General features: G+C 74.0%; 20 protein-coding genes. 7 read left to right on the top strand and 13 right to left on the bottom strand.

Going from position 1 to position 21,769, the window contains the following annotated elements:
* A partial coding sequence (locus VK611_21275) for a DUF222 domain-containing protein (GenBank protein ID HMG43878.1) occupies nt 1-482 on the bottom strand: 482 nt, incomplete at its 3' end.
* A 60-nt stretch (nt 483-542) separates the two neighbouring features.
* Here VK611_21275 and VK611_21270 point away from each other — a divergent pair.
* Nucleotides 543-1,322 carry a class I SAM-dependent methyltransferase gene (locus tag VK611_21270; protein ID HMG43877.1) on the top strand — a complete coding sequence of 260 codons (780 nt, stop codon included), beginning with the start codon at nt 543-545 and terminating at the stop codon, nt 1,320-1,322.
* Between the two features lie 27 nt (nt 1,323-1,349).
* Complete coding sequence (locus VK611_21265; protein HMG43876.1) at nt 1,350-2,552, top strand: serine hydrolase; 1,203 nt, start codon at nt 1,350-1,352, stop codon at nt 2,550-2,552.
* On the opposite strand, the gene VK611_21260 is transcribed toward VK611_21265, so the two are convergent.
* Together VK611_21260 and VK611_21255 are read right to left on the bottom strand one after the other, a co-directional pair.
* Nucleotides 2,553-3,251, bottom strand: a complete 699-nt coding sequence (locus tag VK611_21260) for a TIGR03943 family protein (GenBank protein ID HMG43875.1) — start codon at nt 3,249-3,251, stop codon at nt 2,553-2,555. It abuts the gene before it with no gap.
* A gap of 13 nt (nt 3,252-3,264) precedes the next feature.
* The gene (locus tag VK611_21255; GenBank protein ID HMG43874.1) at nt 3,265-4,266 is read right to left on the bottom strand and encodes a permease; all 1,002 of its coding nucleotides are present in this window, start codon (nt 4,264-4,266) and stop codon (nt 3,265-3,267) included.
* A 167-nt stretch (nt 4,267-4,433) separates the two neighbouring features.
* Here VK611_21255 and VK611_21250 point away from each other — a divergent pair, with 167 nt between their 5' ends.
* Nucleotides 4,434-6,305: a bifunctional metallophosphatase/5'-nucleotidase gene (locus VK611_21250; protein HMG43873.1), complete on the top strand. Its 1,872-nt coding sequence runs from the start codon at nt 4,434-4,436 to the stop codon at nt 6,303-6,305.
* 9 nt (nt 6,306-6,314) lie between these two features.
* On the opposite strand, the gene VK611_21245 is transcribed toward VK611_21250, so the two are convergent.
* From VK611_21245 to VK611_21210, 8 genes are all read right to left on the bottom strand, one after another.
* Entirely contained in the window at nt 6,315-7,187 is an 873-nt protein-coding gene (locus VK611_21245) for an FHA domain-containing protein (GenBank protein ID HMG43872.1), read from the bottom strand.
* Between the two features lie 17 nt (nt 7,188-7,204).
* Nucleotides 7,205-8,863 (bottom strand): VWA domain-containing protein, encoded by a 1,659-nt coding sequence (locus VK611_21240; GenBank protein ID HMG43871.1) that lies wholly within the window; start codon nt 8,861-8,863, stop codon nt 7,205-7,207.
* Complete coding sequence (locus VK611_21235; GenBank protein ID HMG43870.1) at nt 8,860-9,795, bottom strand: PP2C family serine/threonine-protein phosphatase; 936 nt, start codon at nt 9,793-9,795, stop codon at nt 8,860-8,862. The genes VK611_21240 and VK611_21235 overlap by 4 nt, the downstream gene beginning before the upstream one ends.
* Complete coding sequence (locus VK611_21230) at nt 9,792-12,446, bottom strand: tetratricopeptide repeat protein (protein HMG43869.1); 2,655 nt, start codon at nt 12,444-12,446, stop codon at nt 9,792-9,794. The genes VK611_21235 and VK611_21230 overlap by 4 nt, the downstream gene beginning before the upstream one ends.
* On the bottom strand, nt 12,443-13,627 hold the full coding sequence (locus VK611_21225) for a hypothetical protein (GenBank protein ID HMG43868.1): 1,185 nt from the start codon (nt 13,625-13,627) through the stop codon (nt 12,443-12,445). The genes VK611_21230 and VK611_21225 overlap by 4 nt, the downstream gene beginning before the upstream one ends.
* Nucleotides 13,624-14,721, bottom strand: coding sequence for a hypothetical protein (locus VK611_21220; protein ID HMG43867.1), 1,098 nt, complete (start codon nt 14,719-14,721; stop codon nt 13,624-13,626). The genes VK611_21225 and VK611_21220 overlap by 4 nt, the downstream gene beginning before the upstream one ends.
* Nucleotides 14,718-16,109 (bottom strand): hypothetical protein, encoded by a 1,392-nt coding sequence (locus VK611_21215; protein ID HMG43866.1) that lies wholly within the window; start codon nt 16,107-16,109, stop codon nt 14,718-14,720. Before VK611_21215 ends, VK611_21220 begins: the two co-directional genes overlap by 4 nt.
* 220 nt (nt 16,110-16,329) lie before the next feature.
* Nucleotides 16,330-16,605, bottom strand: coding sequence for a GlsB/YeaQ/YmgE family stress response membrane protein (locus VK611_21210; protein ID HMG43865.1), 276 nt, complete (start codon nt 16,603-16,605; stop codon nt 16,330-16,332).
* Nucleotides 16,606-16,704: 99 nt separating this feature from the next.
* On the opposite strand from VK611_21210, the gene VK611_21205 reads away from it, so the two are divergent.
* Together VK611_21205 and VK611_21200 are read left to right on the top strand one after the other, a co-directional pair.
* Nucleotides 16,705-17,514: a hypothetical protein gene (locus tag VK611_21205; protein ID HMG43864.1), complete on the top strand. Its 810-nt coding sequence runs from the start codon at nt 16,705-16,707 to the stop codon at nt 17,512-17,514.
* Between the two features lie 8 nt (nt 17,515-17,522).
* Nucleotides 17,523-18,371 (top strand): metallophosphoesterase, encoded by an 849-nt coding sequence (locus VK611_21200; protein HMG43863.1) that lies wholly within the window; start codon nt 17,523-17,525, stop codon nt 18,369-18,371.
* Between the two features lie 10 nt (nt 18,372-18,381).
* Here VK611_21200 and VK611_21195 read toward each other — a convergent pair whose 3' ends face one another.
* Nucleotides 18,382-19,080: a M50 family metallopeptidase gene (locus VK611_21195; protein HMG43862.1), complete on the bottom strand. Its 699-nt coding sequence runs from the start codon at nt 19,078-19,080 to the stop codon at nt 18,382-18,384.
* Between the two features lie 31 nt (nt 19,081-19,111).
* Here VK611_21195 and VK611_21190 point away from each other — a divergent pair, with 31 nt between their 5' ends.
* On the top strand, nt 19,112-19,972 hold the full coding sequence (locus VK611_21190; GenBank protein HMG43861.1) for a maleylpyruvate isomerase N-terminal domain-containing protein: 861 nt from the start codon (nt 19,112-19,114) through the stop codon (nt 19,970-19,972).
* A 12-nt stretch (nt 19,973-19,984) separates the two neighbouring features.
* Here the strand turns inward: VK611_21190 and VK611_21185 are convergent, their stop codons facing one another.
* Complete coding sequence (locus VK611_21185; GenBank protein ID HMG43860.1) at nt 19,985-20,707, bottom strand: Stp1/IreP family PP2C-type Ser/Thr phosphatase; 723 nt, start codon at nt 20,705-20,707, stop codon at nt 19,985-19,987.
* Nucleotides 20,708-21,294: 587 nt separating this feature from the next.
* Here VK611_21185 and VK611_21180 point away from each other — a divergent pair.
* On the top strand, nt 21,295-21,729 hold the full coding sequence (locus tag VK611_21180) for a hypothetical protein (protein HMG43859.1): 435 nt from the start codon (nt 21,295-21,297) through the stop codon (nt 21,727-21,729).
* Nucleotides 21,730-21,769 lie beyond the last annotated feature (40 nt).

The raw sequence follows: 21,769 nt of genomic DNA, 5'->3' as shown, positions 1-21,769 counted from the left end.
GGGTCGACGACTTGTTCCCAGTAGCGCACGGCGCGCACGAAGTCGTCGAACGACAGGGTCTTGGCGAAGTCGACGAGCTGCTCCTCCGCCTTGGGGAACGCCCCCGACACCGCCAGCCGGGCGGCGCCGGCGACCCGGGCGCGGACCTGCACGTGCTCGTCGTCGATCTCCCCTGCCCGCAGTGCCGCCGCCGTGAGCGGCATGGCCCGCAACCGCCGCGCCGTGCGCGTCTGGGCCTGCATCGCCTGCCGCGACGTGTGACAACGATGGGTGAGCCACGCGGCGGCGCTCTTGGAGCCGTCATGAGACCAGCCCCTGCGAACGTCGAAGGCGTCGGTTAGCCGGGCCTTGGCCGCGGCCAGTAGCGCCTCGACTCGGTGCAGGCCCACCAACGCGTCGCCGAGCTCGTCGTCGGTGAGAGTGTGCGTGTCGACACCGACAAGTGCTTTCGCGTTCTCGTGAAGCTCGTCGACCACATCCACGCATCTCAGTCTACTACCCGACGAACACACGTTCGTGCCTTCTATGGCAGACTTCTCGGCATGAGTGGCGCCGACGGCGGGATCTCATGGTCCGACATAGCCGGGTGGTACGACGATCTCCTGCGGGCCGGGAGCGGGCCCCACGAGACGGCGCTGGACTGCCTGCTGCGACTCGTTCCTCCGCTGGCGGGAGCGACGGTGATCGACGTGGCCTGCGGCCAGGGCCTGGCCACGCGGGCGCTGGCCGCCGGTGGCGCCCGCCGCGTCGTCGGTGTCGACGCCTCGCCGGAGATGATCGAGCGGGCCGGCCGTCACGGGGCCCCGCCGGACGGCGACATCGCCTACGCCGTCGACGACGCCCAGCTCCTCGCGACCTGCCGCGACGCATCGTTCGAGGGCGCGACGTGCCAGCTGGCCCTCATGGACATCCCGGATCTGGATTCCGCCCTCCGCGCCATCCACCGGGTGCTGCAGCCAGGCGGCTGGCTCGTCTTCGTGATCGGGCACCCGTGCTTCCTGGCCCCCGACGCCACGCCCCAGCCCACGGCCGACGGTCGACCCGGCGTCTGCGTGACCGGCTACTTCCGCGAGCGGTTCTGGCGCTCGTCGAACCCCAACGGCGTCCGCCGGGCCGGGAACCACCACCGCACGCTGACCACCTACCTCAACGCCCTGGTCCGCGCGGGCTTCCACCTGGAAGCCGTCGAGGAGCCGATCGCGTCGCCCCGCCTCGCCCGGCAGCAACCGCTCTACACGGAGGTACCGATCTTCTTCGCCGCCCGGGCGACTCGGGCGGCGGGCATGCCGGAAGCGGCACCAGCTGGGTCCACTCGGCCGTGACGGGCACGGGTCTGCTCAACTGGGGCGATGTTCAGACGGTGGTCAGCCTGGTGGGTGGCGTTGGTGCTGGTGGTCGTGAGTTGCAGTGGCGACGACGACACGGCGGATCGGGGGGACGAGGACGACGAGGCAGCCGAGGTCGAGGCCGAGGCCGCGGTCGTCACGCCGGGGGACGAGTGGGCGGTCGAGGCGCCGGAGGACCACGGCATGGACCCGGACACGTTGGAGGGCGCCCAGGAGTACGCGTTCACCGACGGGATGAACACCCAGGGCGTGGTGGTCGTGCACGAAGGCGTGATCGTGGCCGAGTGGTACGCGGAGGGCGCCGACCAGGACTCGTGGGCAGCCAGCTGGTCGATGGCCAAGAGCTACACCAGCGCCCTGGTCGGCATCGCCATCGAGGACGGGCTCATCCCCGGCGTCGACGAGCCGATGACCACCTGGTACCCCGACTGGGAGGGCACCGACAAGGCGGCGATCACGCTGCGCGACGTGCTGCAGATGTCGTCCGGGCTCGACTGGGTGGAGGACTACGACGCCGAGGCGCTCGGGAGCTCGGACATCATCGAGATGGTGGTCGCGGCCGCCGACGAGCTGGCCTACGCGGCCGGTCAGCCCTCCGCCCACCCGCCGGGCGAGGTGTGGAGCTACTCCAGCGGCGACACCATGCTGCTGTCCGGGGTGCTCCAGCAGGCCACCGGCATGCCGGTCGACGAGTACGCCCAGCAGGAGATCTTCGGGCCCCTCGACGTCGAGCAGGTGGAGTGGTGGCGCGACGCCCGCGGCCACACCCTCACCTACTGCTGCCTCGACACCACCAGCCGCGGGTTCGCCCGCTTCGGCCTGCTCTACGCCCGTGACGGCGAGTGGGACGGCGAGCCGGTGGTCCCGGCCGACTGGGTGACCGACTCGCTGGAAGCCGCCCCCGCGTCGGAGGACCAGTACGGCTACCAGTGGTGGCTCGACCCGGCCGACGGCCTCCCCGACGACGCCTTCGCCGCCATCGGCCACGACGGCCAGTACATCTACGTGATCCCCAGCCTCGACCTGGTGGTGGTGCGCAACGGCCTGTACGTGAAGGACCCCGGCCCGCCGATCGCCGACCCCAACCTGTTCGGCAAGTACCCGTCCGACGGACTCGTCCCGGGTCGAGGCACGATCAACCCCGAGAGCGGGTGGGACGACGCGGCGTTCCTCCAGCCCATCGTCGAGTCGCTCGGGGCCGAGTAGCTACTCGTAGGGCTCGTCGGGCGGCGGGATGTCGACGATGCTCGTGGCCGCGAGCGTCGGGATGTCGTCGTCGGTCACCGAGTCGAAGGTGCCGACGACCGTGACCCACCGGTCCCGCTCGGGCGGGTCGCCGACGGCTCCGGTGACCCGGACGACCACCGGGGCGGCGTCGACCGCGCAGCAGGCGATCTGGTAGCGGGCCAGGCGGAAGGGGTCGTCCTCGTCGGCGACGAAGCCGGTGAGCCGCACGGTGGCGCCGGCGAACGTCTCGCCGTCGTGGTCGAAGGCCCGCTGGCTGAACTCGGTGAGGCTCAGGTCGACCGGGCCGGCAGCCGGGTCGAGCGCATCGAAGGCCGGCGCCCCGGCGGTCACGTCGACCACCGCGCCCCGGTCGACGCCGTAGCTCCCCAGCGCCGGGGGCGCCACCAGCAGGAGCACGACCACCGGCGCCAGCAGCAGGAACCCCACCCGGGGCAGGTGGGAGTGGCCGTGGCCGTCATCGCCGTCGCCGGTGTGGGGGTGCCGACCGGGCAGCGTGCGCTCGAGGGTCACGACACCCAGGACGATCACCACCACCCCGGCGACCGCCAGCCACGGGCCCATCCCCACCCGCACGTAGCGCTGGTGGAGGCCCGTCACCGACAGCCGCAGCAGCACCGTCCCCAGCAGCAGGCTGATCGACCCGCCCGCGGCGCTCATCGGGAACGCCCGCTCACAGCAGCCACCACCCGACCAGAGCGCTCGACGCCACGGCCACCCCGAGCGTGAGCGGGGCGAACCGCAGGGCGAAGCCCCGGCCGAACGTCCCCGCCTGCAGCGCCACCAGCTTCACGTCGACCATCGGGCCGACCACCATGAACACCAGCCGCGACGTCAGCGAGAACTGGGTGAGGCTGGCGGCCACGAAGGCGTCGGCCTCCGAGCACACCGCCATCAGCACCGCCAGGAGCGCCAGGGCCAGGAACGCGAACAGGCCCGCGTCGGCGACGGCGTCGACCACGTCGCGGGGCACGGCGGTCTGCAGGGTCGCCGCCACCACTCCGCCCACCACCAGGAACCCGCCGGCGTGCAGCAGGTCGTGCTGGGCGGTCGCCAGCAGCACCGCGAGCCGCGACCCCTCCTCGTCCTGCGCCCGGCGGGCCCGCTCGGACATCCCGTCGTGGCGGCGCCGCGACCACAGCAGGCCCACCACGATCGCCGTGGCCAGGCTGGCGACGAACCGGGCCAGCACCACCTCGGGCCGGCCGGGGAACGCCACCGCCGTCGCCACCAGCACCACCGGGTTGACCGCCGGCGCCGCCAGCAGGAACGCCAGCGCCGCCGCGGGCGGGGCGCCCTGACGCACCAGGCGACCGGCGATCGGCACCGAACCGCACTCGCAGCCCGGCAGCGCCAGGCCCGCCGCGGCCGCCAGGGGTACGGCGGCGACCGGGCGTCGGGGCAGCACCCGTGGCAGCAGGCCCGGCGGCACGAACGCCGCCACCGCCGCGCTCACCCCCACCCCCAGCACCAGGAACGGCATGGCCTGCACGACGAGGGCGACGAACACCGTGGCCCAGTTGGCGACCGCCGGCCGGTCGAGGAGGTCCTCCAGCAGCGGTCGCGACAGCGCGGCGACCGGCACCACCAGCGCGACGACGCCCACGGTGAGCGTGTCGCGGCCGAGCCCGGGCCCGTCGATCCCGACGCCCTCGTCCACTGCCCGTGCCCCCATGCGCGGCGAGCGTAGCGATCGCCGGATCCGCCTCGGGCCGTGACCCGCAGGACACGCCCAAACGCCCACGTTCGGTAACCGGGGGTTCAGCGTTCGGACAAGCAGTGGCCGTTCGAATGCTGCAAGCTGGGGTCGAACTGGCGGCGGACGAGCCCGGGGGTAGGGACATGCGCGGTTGGAAGACACAGCTCGGGCTGGTGCTGGGCGCGGTGATGGTGGTGCTGGTGGCGCCGTTCGCGACCACGGAGCAGCCCAAGGCGGAGGGCATCGTGATCTCGGGAGCCCGGACGCTGTCCGACGAGGTGTCGGTCAGCTACACGCGCCACCGCCCGCCCCGCGACCGCACCACCGACCTGCACGTGCTGGCGTTCAACGACCTGCACGGCAACCTCGAGGCCGGCGGCAGCAACATCTACGGCCGCTTCGCCGGCGGCGCCGCCTACCTGGCCAAGGCCGTGAAGGAGCGCCAGGCCGAGTACCGGGGCCGGCAGGCCACCGTGTTCGCCGGCGACAACATCGGCGCCAGCCCCCTCGCCAACGGGCTGTTCTTCGAGGAGCCGATCGTCATCGCCAGCAACCTGATGAACGTCGACTTCGCCTCGGTCGGCAACCACGAGTTCGACAAGGGCCAGGCCGAGCTGCAGCGCATCCAGCGCGGCGGCTGCCGGCCCGAGGGCTGCACGGGCGCCCCCTACGCCCAGGCCGGCCGGCGGCCCACCAACCGCTACCCGGGCGCCGACTTCCAGTACCTGTCCGCCAACGTCACCGTCGACGCCACCGGGAAGACCCTGTTCCCCGCCTTCGGCACCCAGCGGTTCCGCACCGACAGCGGGCGCAGGGTGGAGGTCGGGTTCATCGGCGAGGTGCTGGAGGCCACGCCGACCATCGTCACCCCCACCGGGGTCGCCGGGCTGACGTTCGGGGACGAGGCCGACGCCGCCAACCGGGCCGCCCGCAAGCTGCGCCGCGAGGGCGTCGACACGTCGGTGCTGGTGATCCACGAGGGCGGCTTCCAGACCACGGCGGCTCTCAACGGCTGCGCCGGCAACCTGGAAGGCAGCCCCATCGCCGAGATCGCCAGCCGGCTCGACCCGTCGATCAAGGTGATCGTGTCGGCCCACACCCACGCCGAGTACCGCTGCACGATCACGACCGGCGGCGTGACCCGGCTGATCACCAGCGCGTCGTCGTTCGGTCGCATCCTCACCGACGTCACCCTCACCGTCGACGACCGCACCGGCGAGCTGGTGGCCGCCAGCGCCGAGAACACCATCGTCGAGAACGCCCTGAACACGCCGGGGACGGGCGTCGTCCGGCAGCCGGACGTCAGCCGCGAGGACCCGGCGGTGCAGGCGGTCGTGCAGCAGTACGTCACCGCTGCCGCCCCGCTGGCCAACCAGGTGATCGGCGGCATCCAGGGCGACCTGCTGCGGGCGGGGTCGCCGCTCGGCGAGTCGACGCTGGGCAACGTGATCGCCGACTCGCAGCTGGCCGCCACGGCGCCCGCCGACCTGGGCGGTGCGGTCGCGGCGTTCATGAACCCCGGCGGCATCCGGGCCGACATGCGGACGACCGACCAGTCGTCCGGCGGCGAGGCACTCGGCGAGGTCACCTACGGCGAGGCCTTCACCGTGCAGCCGTTCGGCAACAGCCTGGTCACCAAGACCATGACCGGCGACATGATCCGGCGCCTGCTGGAGCAGCAGTTCGTGGGCTGCGGTGGCCAGTCGACCCAGCGGATCCTGCAGGTGTCGGCCACGTTCCGCTACGAGAGCGACGCCGCGGCCACCACGTGCGAGGCCCGCATCGGGCGCATCTGGATCGGCGGCGCGGAGGTCACGCCGACGGCCTCGTTCCGGGTGACGATGAACAACTTCCTCGCCACCGGCGGCGACGGCTTCACCGTGTTCAACGAGGGCACCGACGCCCTCGGCGGCGCCCAGGACATCGACGCCCTGGTCGCCGCCTTCGAGGCCGCCGGCACGACCGGCATCGCCGTCCCACCCCTCGACCGGATCGTGGCGCCGGGCACCGTCTAACCCCGGGAACTAGCGGGGCTCGAGGCTGATGCAGGTCCAGGCGCCGACGTAGATGCGGTCGCCGGGGCCTACCGGGAGGGGACGGTTGGCCGGGACCGGCTCGGCGGAGCCGTTGAGGTAGGTGCCGTTGGTGGAGCCGTGGTCGACCAACGTCCAGCGGCCGTCGTCGGTCGGCAGCAGCGAGGCGTGGAGGTGCGACACGGCCGGGTCGTCGGGCGGGCCGGCCAGGTCGATCCCGGGGTTGGTGCCCCGGCTGCGGCTGCGGCGCCCGATGCTCAGCGGCGCCTGGCTCAGCTCGATCGTGCGCGTCGGCACGCCCACGGGGAACTGCACCTCGTCGAGCTGGTGGCTGCGGAAGTACTCGTGGTCGGCGGTGATCACCGCCTGCAGCGTGCCGGCGACCGACGGCGACGACGGCTGCGATGGCTGGGACGGCTGCGAGAACGACGGCTGCGAGCTCGTCGTCGTCGGCCGGGGCGACGGGTCGAGCGCCGGTCGGACCACCGGGGCGTTGGTGTGGGGCAGGCTCCCCGTCGACGGGTCGTAGCCGCACACCTCGCAGAAGCGGGTACCGGCCTCCTGCTCGGCGGAGCAGTTGGTGCAGACCCAGCCCTTCTCCGCCGGCTCGGCGGCGGCCAGCGGGCCGGTGGGACCGGTCGGGCGGCTGGGGCCGCTGTCGGGCTCGGGGTGGGGAGCCGCGGCGGCGAGGGGTCGCAGCGGCAGGCCGGGGCCGGGCACGGGCAGGATGGTGGACGGGTCGAGCCGGCCGATGGTCGGCGCCGAGTCGGACCCCGACAGCGGCGGGGCGATCAGCACCCCGCACACCGAGCAGATGGAGTTGTCGATCGACGGGTGGCCGTTGGGGCAGGCCACGGTGGACACGGGACCCATGGGACCGCTCACGACTCACCGACGGCTGCGTCGGGCATGGACTCTGCCTCCGCTTCCGCCTCGGTCTCGGACTGGTCACCCGGCCGGGCCAGCGACGACGGCCACCGGACGGGCCCCGCCGCTCCCTCCGGCGGCTGCGACGACGGCCACATTGCCGCTGCCTCGCCTTCGCGCTCCGGCTCGGGCCCGGACGCCGGGTCGAAGTCCGGCCCCGCCATGGCCGCCAACCCCCGCACCGACGCCGGGGGGGCCGGCGGCTCGGGCGGGACGGATGGCGGTGGTGGTGCCGGCAGCGCCGGCGGTGGCGCAGGAGAGCCGGGGCGGACGCGGACGGTGCGGGTGGAGCGGGTCTCCAGCACCATCTCGTCGGCCTCGCCCGCCGCACCCCGGGGAGCGGCCGCGGTCTTCTGGACCCGCACCGTGCGGGTGGAACGGGTGTCGAGAGCCATCTCGTCGGCCTTGGCCACCCGGGGCCGCAGGCGCACCGTGCCCTCCCGGGCGTCCTCCACGTCGACCACCTTGCGCAGCAGCTGCACCGTGCCCTCGTGGCCCGAGGCGACCGCCTGCCGGGTCGCCCGCCCCAGCCGGAAGGTGGCCGTCCGCTCGTCGCCCTCCTGCAGCGCCGCCAACCCGGCCTGGATGTCCTCGGCCAGCTCGGCCTGACCGGTGTAGTGCGCCACCTCGGGGCTGATGCGGGTGCTCACGGCATCGTCCTCGGTCCACACGGCCCGCACCAGCGCCGGCCCGACCACCTCGTCGTCGGTCACCAGGCTCACCCGGGAGGCCAGCATCTCCACCCCCACCGACTGCGGCGGCACGGTGACCGACACGTGGTAGTCGCGGGACTCGGCGCCCCACGCCCCCAGCGGGTACTGGCGGGTGCGCTGGTCGACCTGCGTGGTGCGGTCGGTCAGGTCCTCCACGGTGGGGCTCACCTGGCGGACGAAGTTCACGGTGGCGTCGAGCGGGCACCACACCCGCAGCGCCGAGCCGGCGACCGTCCGGCCCATCGCCCGCTCCATCAGCCGGCGGAACTCGGCCGGCATCTGCTCGGGCTCGGGGATGATGTCGACGGTCCCCAGCAGGGCCGACGCGATGCTGCGCAGCTCCTTCACCACCCAGTCGGTGCCGATGCCCCGGCAGTCGGCCTGGAACAGCCCGGTGCAGTAGCGCAGGGCCTCGTCGAGCCGCCAGGAGTCCTCCCGGTTCTCGCCGTCCGTCAACAGGATGGCGTGGTGGAGGTCGGCGGGGCTGGCCTTGAACAGCTCCCGGGCGGCCAGCAGCCACGTCGACATGGCGGTGCCGCCGCCCACCTGGAGGCGCCGCACCGCGTCGCGGGCCGCGGCCCGGTTGGGGGCGTCGGACACCACCAGGCCGGTCCCCCACACGGGGAAGACCGTGATGGCGCGCTCGGTGCCGGCGATCACGCCGAACAGCACGCCGTCGCGGATGCTGTCGATGGCCTCGCACGCGGCCTGCCGGGCGGCCCGCATGCGGCTGGGCGGGGTCTCCATCGAGCCCGAGGTGTCGAGGATGAGCACCTCGGCGGCGCGGCCGGACCCGCCCGGGTTCCAGCCGCCGGCGGTGACGGTCACGATGGCGTCGACGGTGGTGGCCCCGGCGGGCACGTACTCGTTCTGGAAGACCTCCAGAGAAAAACCAGTCACGGCACCTCCTGCAGGTAGAGGTCGTGTGGCCCCACCGCCACGGTGATGTTGTCGGCGCCGCCTGCGCCGTCTGCGTAGGCGACCAGGCGCCGTGCCAGGTCGAGGGAGGTCTCGGTCCCGGGCCGGCCGATGAGCCGCGCCATGTCGTCGGCCTCGGGCAGGTAGTTCCAGAGCCCGTCGGACGCCAGCACCACGAGCCCCGGCCCGGGGAGCTCGACGGTGGTGACGGTCGGCGCGGCGTCGGTCGAGTCGACGCCGAGCCACTTCGTGAGGGCGTGGGCGCCGGCCCGCGTCATCGCCTGGGTGGTGGTCATGCGCCCCGACGCCACCATCTCGCCGGCCAGCGAGTCGTCACGGCCGATCTGCACGGCCCGACCCTCGTCCACCCAGTACGCCCGGCTGTCGCCGACCGACCCGAACGTGGCGTAGCGGCCCCGCACGGCCGCCGCCACCAGGGTGCAGGCCCCGGGGCCGACGTCGAGGTCCGGGTTCCAGGGCAGGGCGGCCGCGGCCCGCTGCGCCGCCGCGGTGGCCTCGACCATGGCGGCGTCGAGATCGCCCCCGGCGGACACCGCCCCGCTCAGCACCAGCAGCGCGGTCTCCACCGCCGCCTGCGACGCCCGCTGGGGCTCCTGGCTCACCGACACCCCGTCGGACACCACCAGCACGAAGCCGCCGGGGTCACCGTCGACCCAGCGGATGCCGACGGCGTCCTCGTTGCGCCAGTGCGACTGCCCCCGGTCGGTCACCGCGGCGACGAGCCCGTCGGCCAGCTCCAGGTGGTCGTCCCACCCCGCCGGCGGCGCGTCGGCCGACTCCTCCACCTCGACCGCCACCGGCAGCGACGCCCCGCACGCCTCGCAGAACCGGTCGTCGACCAGCACCGGCTCGCCACAGGCCGCGCACGGGACGACGTCGTGGCGCTCGCTCACAGCAACGTCCGCGGGCGGGCCCGGTTGGCCCGGTCGATCAGGTCGTGGCGCTCGGCGGTCGTGGCGGCGTGGCGGGCCCGCTGGCGGTAGGTCTGCTCCAGGCCCTCGCGCAGGGCGGTCTCCGTCAGCGGCCGGCCCAGGATCGTGGCCGTCCGCGACCCTGGGGACGCCCCGTTGCCGCCGGCACCCAGCGTCGACAGGCCGGCCTCGAACAGCTCGCAGGCCATCTCGGCGTGACGCCGGGGGTCGAGGCGCAGCTGGGCCAGGATCAGCGACGCCTGCTCCAGCTGCTGGGGCGTCGGCACGCCGCCCGGGACGCCCTCGGTGGTCGCCAGCGCCCGCAGCGCCGCGATCAGCGCCGGCACGTGGACGCTCGACGCCGGTGGCACCCGCGCCAGGGAGTCGACCGCGGCCTCGCGCCCGCCGGCGGCCAGGCGCACCCGGGCCAGCCCGAACGCCCCCGACACGTACGACGGGTCGGTGCGGCTGGCGACGTCGTAGAGGTCGGCGCTGCGGGCGAGGTCGCCGACCAGCTCGTGGGCCAGGGCCAGACCCAGCTTGGCGGCCACCTCGCCGGGCAGCTCGGTGTAGACGGGGTCGAGCCAGCCGATGGCCTCGGCCGCGGCCCCGGCGTCGAGGGCGCACAGCCCGCGGTGCCACCACACCCGCCAGTCGCCGCCCAGCACGGACACGGACAGGGCCGCGCTCCCGTCCAGGCGGTCGAGGGTCGCCCGCGCCCCCGTGGGATCGCCGCTGTCGAGCTGCGCCCGGGCCAGCCGCAGCAGCACCTCCTGGGAGGGGGGCACGCTGTCGGCCGCCATCACCGCGGTCAGCGTCGCCACCACCGCGGCCGGGTCGCCGTCGGCGATGCCGAGGAGGAAGCCGGCGCCCGGGTCGTCGGCGTCGACCTTGGGCTGCGGCAGCAGGCGCCAGTCGGGCAGCACCTCGTCGTCGATGTCGGCGCCGACCAGCCCGTCGGGGCCGAACGCCCGGCTCACCGCCGGCTGGGCCGTCCCTCGGGTCGCCGAGTGCTCCCGCAGGATGCCGAGGAGCTGCTCGCCCATCTCGTCGGCCGAGTCGAAGCGGTCGGTCGGGTCGAGAGCGGTGGCCTTGAGCAGGAAGCGGTGGAGCGACTCGTGCTCGGCGAGCAGGGGCTGCTCCTCCGGCGCCGGCAGGCAGTCGATGTAGGTGCTCTGGTAGCCCCGGAAGTCCATCGCCAGCACCGCCAGCAGCCGGCCCACGGTGTAGAGGTCCGACGCCACGGTCGGACCGGTGTCGGCCACCTCGGGCGCCTGGTAGCCGATGGTGCCGTAGATCGCCGACTCCTCGTCGTCGATGCGCCGGACACCGCCCAGGTCGATCATCTTCAGCGTGTCGCCGAACAGCAGCACGTTGTCGGGCTTCATGTCGCAGTAGACGAGGCCGTTGGAGTGGAAGTAGCCGATGGCCGGCAGCGTGGCCAGGGCGTAGGCGATCGCCTGGTCGACCGGCAACGGGTCGATCTGGCCGCTGTTGGCGTCGCGGCGCTCCTTGAGGATCGTCTTGATGCTCTTGCCGCCGACGTACTCCATCACGATGTAGCCGGCGTTCTCGTGCGTGACGAAGTTGTAGATGCGGACGATGTTGGGGTGGTCGAGGGCGGCCAGGAACTGGCGCTCGGCCACCGCGGCCACCGCCGCGGCGTCGCTGGCCGCGTCGAGCAGGCCCTTCAGCACCACCCAGCGGTTCGACACGGCCTGGTCCCGGGCGAGGTAGACCCAGCCCAGGCCGCCGTGGGCCAGCACGCCCAGCACCTCGTACTGCCCGGCGACCAGGTCGCCCCCCTGGAGCTTCGGGGTGAACGAGAACTGCGTGCGGCAGGTCGGGCAGAACCCCTCGGTGCGACCGGGGCGCTGGTTGCGGGTGCGGCCGACCGGCTGGCTGCAGACCGAGCAGTAGCGCTTGTCCTCGGGCACCTCGGCGGCGGCCATGGTCGCCTCGGCCGGGTCGCCCGTCGGTACCGCGGGGACGTCGACCAGGCCCAGGCCCAGCCGGGTGCCGCCCGTGCGGCGGGAGCCGGTGCCGGTGCCGGTCGGCGACGAGTCGCCGCCCATCCGGGCCCGGGCGTGGGCGGAGCCCCGGCGCATCCGCACCGACGCGGGGCGCAGGAGTGGCAGGCGGGACGAGCCCGTGCCGGCGCCGACCGGGGCGGGCGACGACGGCCGCCGGCCGGCGATGGCGGCGCGGCCGCAGGTGTCGCAGTAGCCGGCGTCGAGGGTGCCGTTGCAGCCGGGGGCACCGCAGGGGCTGCCGTCGGGCGGCGGGCCCAGGCCGACCGCCCGGAACTGGCCCGACGTGGGGCCGGACGTCGGCCCGGAGATGGGCCCCGAGTCGGTGCCCCGGCGGCGGCCGAACCGGTCGCTCGACACGGCACCCGACGGGAAGCTGTCGGAGGACGGCGCGGGGGGAGGCGGGGGTGGCGGTGGAGGTGGCGCGGTCGGGCCCGGCGGCGGTGGCGCCGACGGAGGCGATGGCGGTGGTGGTGTGGGCGACGCAGCCGTGGCCGTGGCCGCCGGTTCGAGGACCCGAGCGGGAGCCCGCTCGCGGCGGCCGCAGGTGTCGCAGTAGCCGGCGTCGACGCGGCCACCACAGCCGGGGTAGGTGCAGTTCACGCCGACATCTCCGTCCGCTCCTCGGTACCTTCCTCCAGCCGCTGCGCCTGGGCCGGGGTCGGGGTGTGGCGCAGCTCCACCAGGTAGGCCCCGACCTCCGACTCGGCCGTGACGAGGCAGCACGGCGCGGCCAGCGCCTCGTCGGCCCGGCGGGCCAGCTGGCTCATCAGCGGGTCCTCGGCCCGGCCCGACGCCCCGGCCTTCACCCGGGCCGCTCGCAGCAGCTCCCGCAGCTCACGGCGGCGCTGCAGCGGTCGGGTGTTGGCCTCGGCGATCGCCGTCGCCGCCGCCAGCGACTTGTCGGCCAGCGCGGTCCAGCTCTCCAGGCCCTTGGCCGCCAACCCGAACTCGCCCCCGGCCACCAGCGCCTGCAGGCGGGCCAGCCAGGGGCGTAGGCCCCGTTCGCCCGAGAGCACGTCGGGGTCGACGGGGTCGAGCAGGCCCTGGGGCTCGCGCAGCTCGACCCGGCTGCGGACCAGCGCTTCGCTCCCCTCGCCCATCAGCTCGTCCAGCTCGGCCAGCGTCCGCCCCGCGCCCTGCACGACGTCGCGCAGGCGGCCCATCTCCTCCACGGCGCCCGCCGCGGTGGACAGGGCCGACTCGACCGTCGTCAGGTCGTCGGCGGCGCCCAGCGGGTCGGCGCCGGACCGGTCGCCGAGGCTGTCGAGCGCCGCGCCGGCCGCGGCGACGGTGCGGAGCTCGGGCGCCGTGCTGGCGAGCCGGTCGGCCTCGGCCCGGACCTCGTCGAACCGGCCCGGGAACCGCGCCCACACCTCGCCCACCTCGGCCACGGCCGCCTGCAGCTCGACGAGCGCCTCGCCCACCACCGCCAGCAGGCCGTGGGCGGTGAGCCCCCCGGGCGCCGCGGGGAGGACGATGTGGGGGCTGTTGAGCTGGGCGAACAGGGCGGTGGCGACGTCGTCGGTGAGCATGCCCCCGCCGCGGCCGGCGCTCACCTGGTCGACCACCAGACCCACGTGCTCGAGCCCGGGCAGCAGGCCGGCGACCCGGTCGTGGACCGGTCGCAGCCGGTCGGACGTGGCCCCCGACATGCCCTCGCCGCCGAGGAGCCGGGCGTAGGTGGCGTCGGCCTCCAGGTCGTGGAGCCGGGTCGTCAACGCCTCGTGCTCCGAGCGGAGCTCCAGCAGCCGACGGTCGAGGGCGTGCGCCGCGGGGCTCATGGTCCTGCTCCCCCGAACTCGTAGACGTAGCTGCCGTCGACGTTGGCCTGGCCGAGCGGGACGTCCGGGTGGACCAGCGCCAGCACCGACCCGATGGAGTCGACGCTCTGCTCCACCTGCGCCTTGTCCAGGGGGAACACCTCTTCGTTCATGAACACGTCGGCGTCCCGGCTGCCGTAGAGCTTGATGCCGGCGATCAGCGCCCCGGCCGCCTCGGGCTCGAGGCCGCCGTCGGTGGCGTAGAACTGGCGCAGCGCCGCCGGGTCGGCCAGGTAGCGGTCCATCGTCGAGTAGAAGGAGTCGACCACGGCCTGCACCGCGCCGGGGTCGCGCTCGATGAGGCGGTCGCTGGCGACGATGACGTCGACGATCGAGTTGGGCACGTCCGCGCTGCTCAGGGCGATGGTGTTGCCGGCGCCGCGGGCAGTGCTCGTCTCCGGCTCCCAGATGACGGCCAGCTGGGCCTCGTCGGCCTCGAGCATCTCGTAGGCGGTGACCGACTGGTCGACCGACACCAGCTCGAAGTCCGCGAGCCGCAGGTTCTCGGTGGTGTTGGCCAGCTCGTTGAGCAGCATCTCCGACGGCGAGTTCCCGGTGTAGGCGAGCACCGGGCGGCGGCCGTCGCGCTCGAACTGCTCCACCAGGGCGGGCATGTCGTCGACGTGGTCGAGCTCGGGGTGGTTGGCGGTGCCGAGGGCGAGGGCGTCGGCACCGACGCTCTGGTCGATGACCCCGACGACCGTGCCCTCGGGGGCCTCCAGCAGGTACTGGTCCAGGCTGGTGACGGCGATGTCGGCGCGCCCGGCGGTGAGGTCGGCGGCGCGCACGTCCTGGCACACCTGCTCGACGTAGACCAGCTGGTAGCCGGTGCCGTCGAGCAGGGCCGGGTCGCGGAAGGGGGCGTAGCCGGACCAGGCGTCGCCCTCGACGATGAGCGTGCTCTCGTCGTGGGTGGGGATGTCGCTCGGGGGGCAGGCGGCCGCGGCCTCGCTGTCGTCGGCGCCGCCGACCCACCACACGACGGCCGCCGCGACGACGACCACCGCGGCGACGCCGGCGATCAGCGCCCGAGCCCGGGTCGACAGGTTCCTCATCGGCCGTACTCCCGCAGACGCTGGTAGAGGCCCAGGGCGACGAGCAGCAGCACCGCCACCGCGGCGACCGCCGCGATGCGGTCGAGGTCCGCGGTGGCGCTGATGGCGTCGTCGGCGTGGTCGTCGAACGTGGCCTGGTCGAGCGCCTGCACCCCGTCGATGGCCTGCGTCAGCTCGTTGAAGGCGACGCCGGACCGGTAGAGGGCCGCAGCCGCCGCGGTGTCGCCGTCGTCGACCAACTGGCGCAGCTCGGCATCGGACGAGAGGAACTCGCCGAACGCCACCACCGTGTGGCGGGCGCTGCTCTCGCCTGCCCCGCCGGCATCGGCGAACACGACCTTGGCCAGGAAACCGCCCGCGCCCTCGGGTACCTCGCCGTCGCGGGCCACCGTCGCGACCCCCGACAAACTCGTGGTGTCCTGCACCCGGAACAGCTGGTTGGCCTGGGCCTCGAAGGCGACCTGGGCGGCCGAGGCGCCGGCGGGGTCGAGCAGCAGCTGGCCCTGCGCCTGCCGGGCCGACACCACCGTCGCCCGGGCCCGGGCCAGCACGTGGACCGAGTCGAACGCCTGCTCGCGGGCCGTCGTGAGGTCCGACGCCGAGGTGTCGAGCCGGGCGAGCGCGAACAGCCCTGTCGCGACCGTCACGGCCGTCGCGACCAGCAGCGGCAGGTTGAGGAGCCGCCGGAACCGGCGGGCCATGAGCAGCTGGGTCAGCACCAGGAACGCCAGCAGCACCACCAGCGACACCACGATCAGCTGCTGGGTCGACGCGGCACGGGCCTTCTGCCGGTCGTAGGTGTCGTTGAGGACGTAGGTGTTGGCCTTGTCGACGAAATCGGCCTGCGACAGCAGCGTGCCCTCCATCACTTCGCCGGCGAGGCCGTACAGCTCGGCGGCCCGGATGTCGTCGCCCTGGTCGTGGGCGGCGAAGGCGTCCTTCACCAGCGTGTGGTAGTGCGCCAGGGCGTAGTCGATGTTGGCCAGCGGCTGGCGGTAGGCGGCACCCGTCGACGACTCCTGCGCCGCCAGCACGAGGTTGTCGTGGAGCTCGCCGCGCTTGTCGTCGTAGTTGCCGGGGAAGCCGCTGGGGCCGAGGGTGACGGGGTCGAGCAGGTCGCGCACCACGATCTGGTCGAGCTCGGCCAGGTTCAGCTTGAGCGCCTGGGCGACGGTGATGCCCTGGGTGGCGTCGCGGGCGACGGTGCGGACCGTCGAGTCGTTGCGGTCCACGCCGAGTTGCACGGCGGCGGCGAAGAAGACGACCGGCAGGCAGGCGAGGGCCATGCCGACCCGCAGCATCAGGGGCGTGCTGGGCCGTCGGAGCCGCCGCACCCGCGCCGGAGCTACGTCATCCGTGGCAGCAGCGGCGGTGCGCGCGTCGTTCACCGTGGCGATCATCGGGCGGCCCCCGCTGCCAACCTGTACGCGCTCTCGTCCACGAGGTGGTCAATGCTCCCCAGCATCCGGTCCCACGGGCCGATCCGGCTGCGCCTTACGGGCGGTCGCAGCTATGGGACGGGCAGACCGTAACAGGCCACGCCCGTCCCATATGTTGCGGAATTGTTAACGTACAGATGGGCGTCAGGCCCTGGGGTGTCCCGTGCCCTCAGATGCGGCGGGCGCGGCCGCTGCCGACGGCGTTGTAGAGCAGCAGCGCCACCACCGCGCCGGCGATCGAGCCGACGATGCCCGAGGCCTGCAGGGCGCCGTCGCCGAAGTCCTTGTCGAACAGGACGTAGCCGAGGAAACCACCGACGAACGAGCCGATGACGCCGAGGACGATGGTCCCGAGGACCGACATCGGGTCGGGGCCCGGCACCAGGAGGCGGGCCAGGTAGCCCGCCACGGCACCGACGATCACGAAGGCGATGAGCGTAAGCATGCTCCGCGTCTTCCACCGTCTTGCGACCGACATACGTCGGCCCCGGCCTCGGGCGGGCCGCGCCCCGTGCCGAAACATTCCCTGGGTACGTTCGGCACCATGCTCGACGAGCTCGCCTCCCGGCCCGATCCGTACCCCACGTACGCGGCGCTGCGGGCCCGCGGCGCCCACGCGCACGACGACGGCCGCTGGGTCGTCGCCCGGTCGGCCGACGTGGAGGCGGTGCTGGCCTCCCCGTCGGCCGTCGTGGGCTTCGTGCCGCCCGCCGACGACCACGACCGGCGGCGCTCCCTCGCCATCGCCCGGCTCGCCGAGCTGGCGCCGTCGCAGCTGCAGGCCGCGGCCTACGCCGCCACGGCCGAGCGGCTCACCGCCGCCCCCGGCCCCACCGTCGAGCTGATGGGGCTGGTCGCCCGGGACGTGCCGATCGCCGTGCTGGCGGCGGCCCTGGGCGCCGACCCCGCCCTCACGCCGACCGCCGCCCTGCTGCTCCAGGCCGTCGACGCCACGGCGGGGCTGATCGGCAACAGCATCCTCGCCCGCAGCCGCCACCGGCCGGCGGTGCGCGACGGCCTGGTCGAGGCGACGAGCCGGTTCGACCCGCCCGTCCAGCTCACGACCCGGGTGGCCGCCAGGCCGATCGAGCTGCCGTACGTCACGATCCCCACCGACGCCACGGTGGTGGTGCTGCTGGCCGCCGCCAACCACGACCCCGACTGCCGCGAGCCGTTCGGCTTCGGCGCCGAGCCCCGTCGCTGCCCCGGCTCCTCGGCGGCGACCACGCTGGCGTCCGGGGTCGTCGACGCGGTCGTGGAGCGCTGCGCCCCCGAGCTGGTCGACCCCGAGGTCACCTACGAGGCCCGACCGAACCTGCGGATCCCCAGTCGCGTCCGCCTGGATCTCGCGTAGCTTGAAGGGTGACTTCGACGCGGGTCCTCGTGGTGTCCGACTCCCACCTGTCGGCCCGTACGCCGGAGGCGTCGGCCAACTGGGACGCGGTGGTGGCGCACGTCGACGCCGAGGGTCACGACCTCGTGATCCACGCCGGCGACATCTGCGCCGACGGGCCCGGCTCGTCCGGCGACGACCTCGCCGTCGCCCAGGCGGCCCTCGGGCGGCTCGACACCCGGCTGCGGGTGGTCCCCGGCAACCACGACATCGGCGACAACCCGTTCCCGAAGGCGGCACCGGACGACCCGCTGGTCACGCCAGAGGCCCTGGAGCGCTTCCGGAACGCCCTCGGGCCCGACCAGTGGATGCTCGACCTGCCCGGCTGGCGGGTCGTCGGGCTGAACAGCCTGCTGTTCGACACCGGGCTCGACGCCGAGGCCGACCAGTGGGAGTGGTTCGCCGACGTGCTGCCAGGGGCGGACGACGGGCGGCAGTTCGCGCTGGTGCTGCACAAGCCCCTGGCGCCCCCGCCGGACCGGCCCGACGCGGATCCCGGGCGCTACGTCCCGCCTGCGGCCCGCGACCGGCTGCTCGGGATGGTGGCCGACGGGGGGTCGTCGCTCGGGGTGGTGGTGTCGGGCCACGTCCACCAGCACTCGCAGCACGCCCACGACGGGGTGCTGCACGTGTGGGCGCCCACCACCTGGGCCACCATCCCCGATCGCATCCAGACGGTGCTGGGCGAGAAGGTGTGCGGGGTGGTGGAGCTGGCCCTGCACGACGACGGCACCCTCGACGCGCGGTGCGTCGCACCCGCCGGCTTCACCCAGAACGTGATCCTCGACACCGTCCCCAACCCGTACGCCCTCGGCTGACCGCCGGCGGTCAGGTGAGGAGGAGCCAGCCGCCGGCCACCAGGGCGCCGACGGTGGTGGCGCCGAAGAGGCCGACCCAGATCGTGCCGGGGACGCGGGTGAGGCGGGCCAGCTGGTCGGCGTCGGTGGCGAGGCCGACGGTGCCGTTGCGACGGGTGCGCCGCAGCTCGCCGACCGGTCGCACCGCTCCCAGCAGCATGAACCAGGTGACGCCGTAGCCGAACGCCGCCTGGACGTCGGGCTCGGCGTAGAGCGAGATCGCCCCGACCACCGCGCCGACCGCGACCAGCAGGAGGGCGCCGTAGAGGTTGCGGATCAGGCTGAGCATGCTGAGCAGCACCGCGGCCGCGCCCCACAGCATGATCGTCACCTGGTCGTAGGCCAGCAGGAGCACCCCGACCAGGCCCACCAGCGACGGGCTGACGTAGCCGGCCGCCATCGTGAACACCATCCCGGGGCCGTACGCCCGGCCCACCGAGACCGTCAGGCCGGACGTGTCGGAGTGCAGCCGGATGCCGGTCAGGCGCCGGCCGGTCAGCTTGGCGACGACGGCGTGGCCGGCCTCGTGGACGATCGTCACCACGCTCCTCGACCAGCGCCACACCCGGTCGACCGCCACGGCCACGAGCGCCAGCGACCCGGTGATCAGCACCAGCGACGGCTCCGGCTTCACCCGGGTCGTCAACGACCCCCAGTCGAGCTCCGGCACCCCCTCAGCTTCGCACGTCTATGGTCCACGGATGGACGCCTTGCAGCCGGTGGCCCCGCTCGACGTGGTGGCGCTGCTGCCGGGGGAACGCCACGCCCTGCTCGACCTGCTGAGCGGCCTCGAGCCCGCCGCCTGGGAGGCGCCGACCGAGTGCCCGGCGTGGTCGGTGAAGGGAATCGCCCTGCATGTGCTGGGCGACGACCTGTCGCTGCTGTCGCGGCAGCGGGACGAGGCCACCAACGGCCTGCTCCTCTACGCCGCCGACCATCCCGGGCTCGACTTCAAGGCCTTGCTCGACGGCTTCAACGAGCGGTGGGTGACCGCGGCGGGGTTCCTGAGCACCCGCCTGGTGCTGTCGCTGCTGGAGCTGTCGGGGGACCTGACGGCCGAGTACTACGCCGCCGTCGACCCGTTGGCGCCGGGCGAGCAGGTGCGGTTCTTCGGCTCGACCGGCCCGTCGCCGTTCTGGCAGGCGATCGCCCGGGAGTACGCCGAGCGCTGGCTCCACCAGCAGCAGGTGCGGCGGGCGGTCGGGGCGCCGGACCTCGGCGGTGAGCACCTCGTGACCGCGGCCCGGGTGGTGCTCCTCGGCCTGGCCGCCCACCTGCACGACCTGGGCGCCTCGGCCGGCGACACGTTGGCCTTCGTGATCCCCGACGTCGGCCGGTGGACCCTGCGGCGGGGCGACGACGGTTGGGAGCTGCTCGAAGGCGGTGATCCGGTGGCGGCCACGGCGGCACTGACCCTCCACCCGGGTCGGGCGGCGCCGGCCCTGTCCCGGGGGCTCGACCGGGCCGACGTCCCCGGGGTCCTGACGGCCGGGGGCGACCCGGTCCTCGCGGCGGCCGCGGTCACGGGCTGCGCCGTCCTCCTCGCCCGGCCGCCCGGCTGACGGGTGGCGCCGTTACCCCACGTCGAGGACGACGACGGTGATGTTGTCGGCGCCGCCGTGGTCCTTGGCCCGGCGGACCAGCTCGTCGGCGGCGAGCGCGGGGTCGGGGACGGACGCCAGGACCGACGTGATCTCGTCGTCGGCCAGCTCGTTGAAGAGGCCGTCGCTGCACAGCAGCAGCCGGTCGCCCGGCGCCGGCTCGGCGACCGCCACCGCCGGCTCCACCTCGGGCCCGACGCCGACAGCCCGAGTGAGGATGTTGCGCTGCGGGTGCTCCCGGGCGTCCTCCTCGGTCAGCTCCCCGGAGCGCACCAGCTCGGCCACCAGGCTGTGGTCCGACGTCAGCCGGGTCAAGTGAGCGTCGTGGAACAGGTAGGCCCGTGAGTCGCCGACGTTGACGACCGCCAGCCGCTCCCGCCCCTCGTCCCGCACCCGGGCCACGGCGGCGATGGTGGTGCCCATGCCGGCCAGCGCGGGGTCGGCGGCGGCGGCCTCCCACACCGCGGTGTTGGCCCGGCGGACGGCCTCGGCCAGGCCGGCGGTCGTGGGGTCGTCGGCGAACGCCTCCCCCAGGGTCTCGACGGCCAGCCGGCTGGCGACCTCGCCGCCCCGGTGACCGCCCATCCCGTCGGCGACGGCGACCAGGTCGCCCTCGGCGAGCAGCCGATCCTGGTTGGTCGGACGGACGTTGCCGACGTCGGTGACGCCGGCAGCTCGAAGCTGGTATGCGGACATGTGTGCCTCCTCGGCATCACGGAGGTGCCGAAGCGCAGCGGTGTACGACTCGCCCGTCTTCGCGGCCCGGACTCGCACCCGGCGCTTGCGTCTGCGGTTCGCTGTCATCGGTCCTCCACGCCCCCGACGGCGACTCCCCAGCAGCCCCGTGAAGGCGGATGACCGACACCGACGTGAGGACGGGTATCCCCTTTGCCTCCAACGAACGGTCCTGCTGGGGAGGACCGACGGAGGTTCGGCGCACGTCTCGCCGCCCCGCCATGCTGCGACGACGAGGCCGGCGTGTCAACCCGCAGTCGCAACCTCATGACCGGCGTGCCGCACCTGATGCGCGTCATCGGTTTCGGGCTGCGCGCGACGACTTCGCTGACTCGTCCGACCACTACGACCTCATCCTCGACATCGGCGGCAACAGCACGGTCTCCCGGCTCCGGCGCGCGCTGACGCCCGGGGACACTCGTCCTCGTCGGCGGGGAAGGCGACCGGAGCTACCGGCTGAGCGACGCCCCGACGCCATCCGCTACCCCGAGTCCGGACAGGCGCGAGGGCGCGTCGTCCTCACCGTCTGAACGCGGCAACCTGGGCAGGTGCCGTGGGATCCGGTGGTGCTCGAACTGGAGGGGTTGCGGATCGAGGCAACGCCGCGGCCGAGCTGGTTCGACCGGTGGTTCGAGTGTCGCATCTCGGTCGTCGCCCGCCCGTTCGCCGGGGTGCTCGAGACGATCTTCACCGACGAGGACTTCGTCGAGCTCGCCGACCAGCTGGAACGGCTGGACCCCGGAGGCGACGCGATGCTCGGCGGCGACCGGGCCGCGGAGCTGCGCTTCGTCGTGGAGGTCCAGCAGGGCGGCAACCCCGACGGCGACCTGCTGGCGGTCGAGTGCACCCTCACGCCCAGCGGCGACGACCCCTACCCGTTGCTCCGCTTCCTGATCTTCAAGGTGCCACCGCTCGCACTCGCCCGCGCCGCCGAACGCCTCCGTGCGCTGGCGGCGCTCGACCCCTGGCCGAAGCCCCCATGATCGTCCCGAGTCGTCTGTGGTCGCCGATCCACAGTCGAGT

The organism is Acidimicrobiales bacterium, from assembly GCA_035316325.1.
GTDB lineage: Bacteria > Actinomycetota > Acidimicrobiia > Acidimicrobiales > VFJN01 > DASXTK01.
This window is presented reverse-complemented; position numbering and strand designations above follow the sequence as displayed.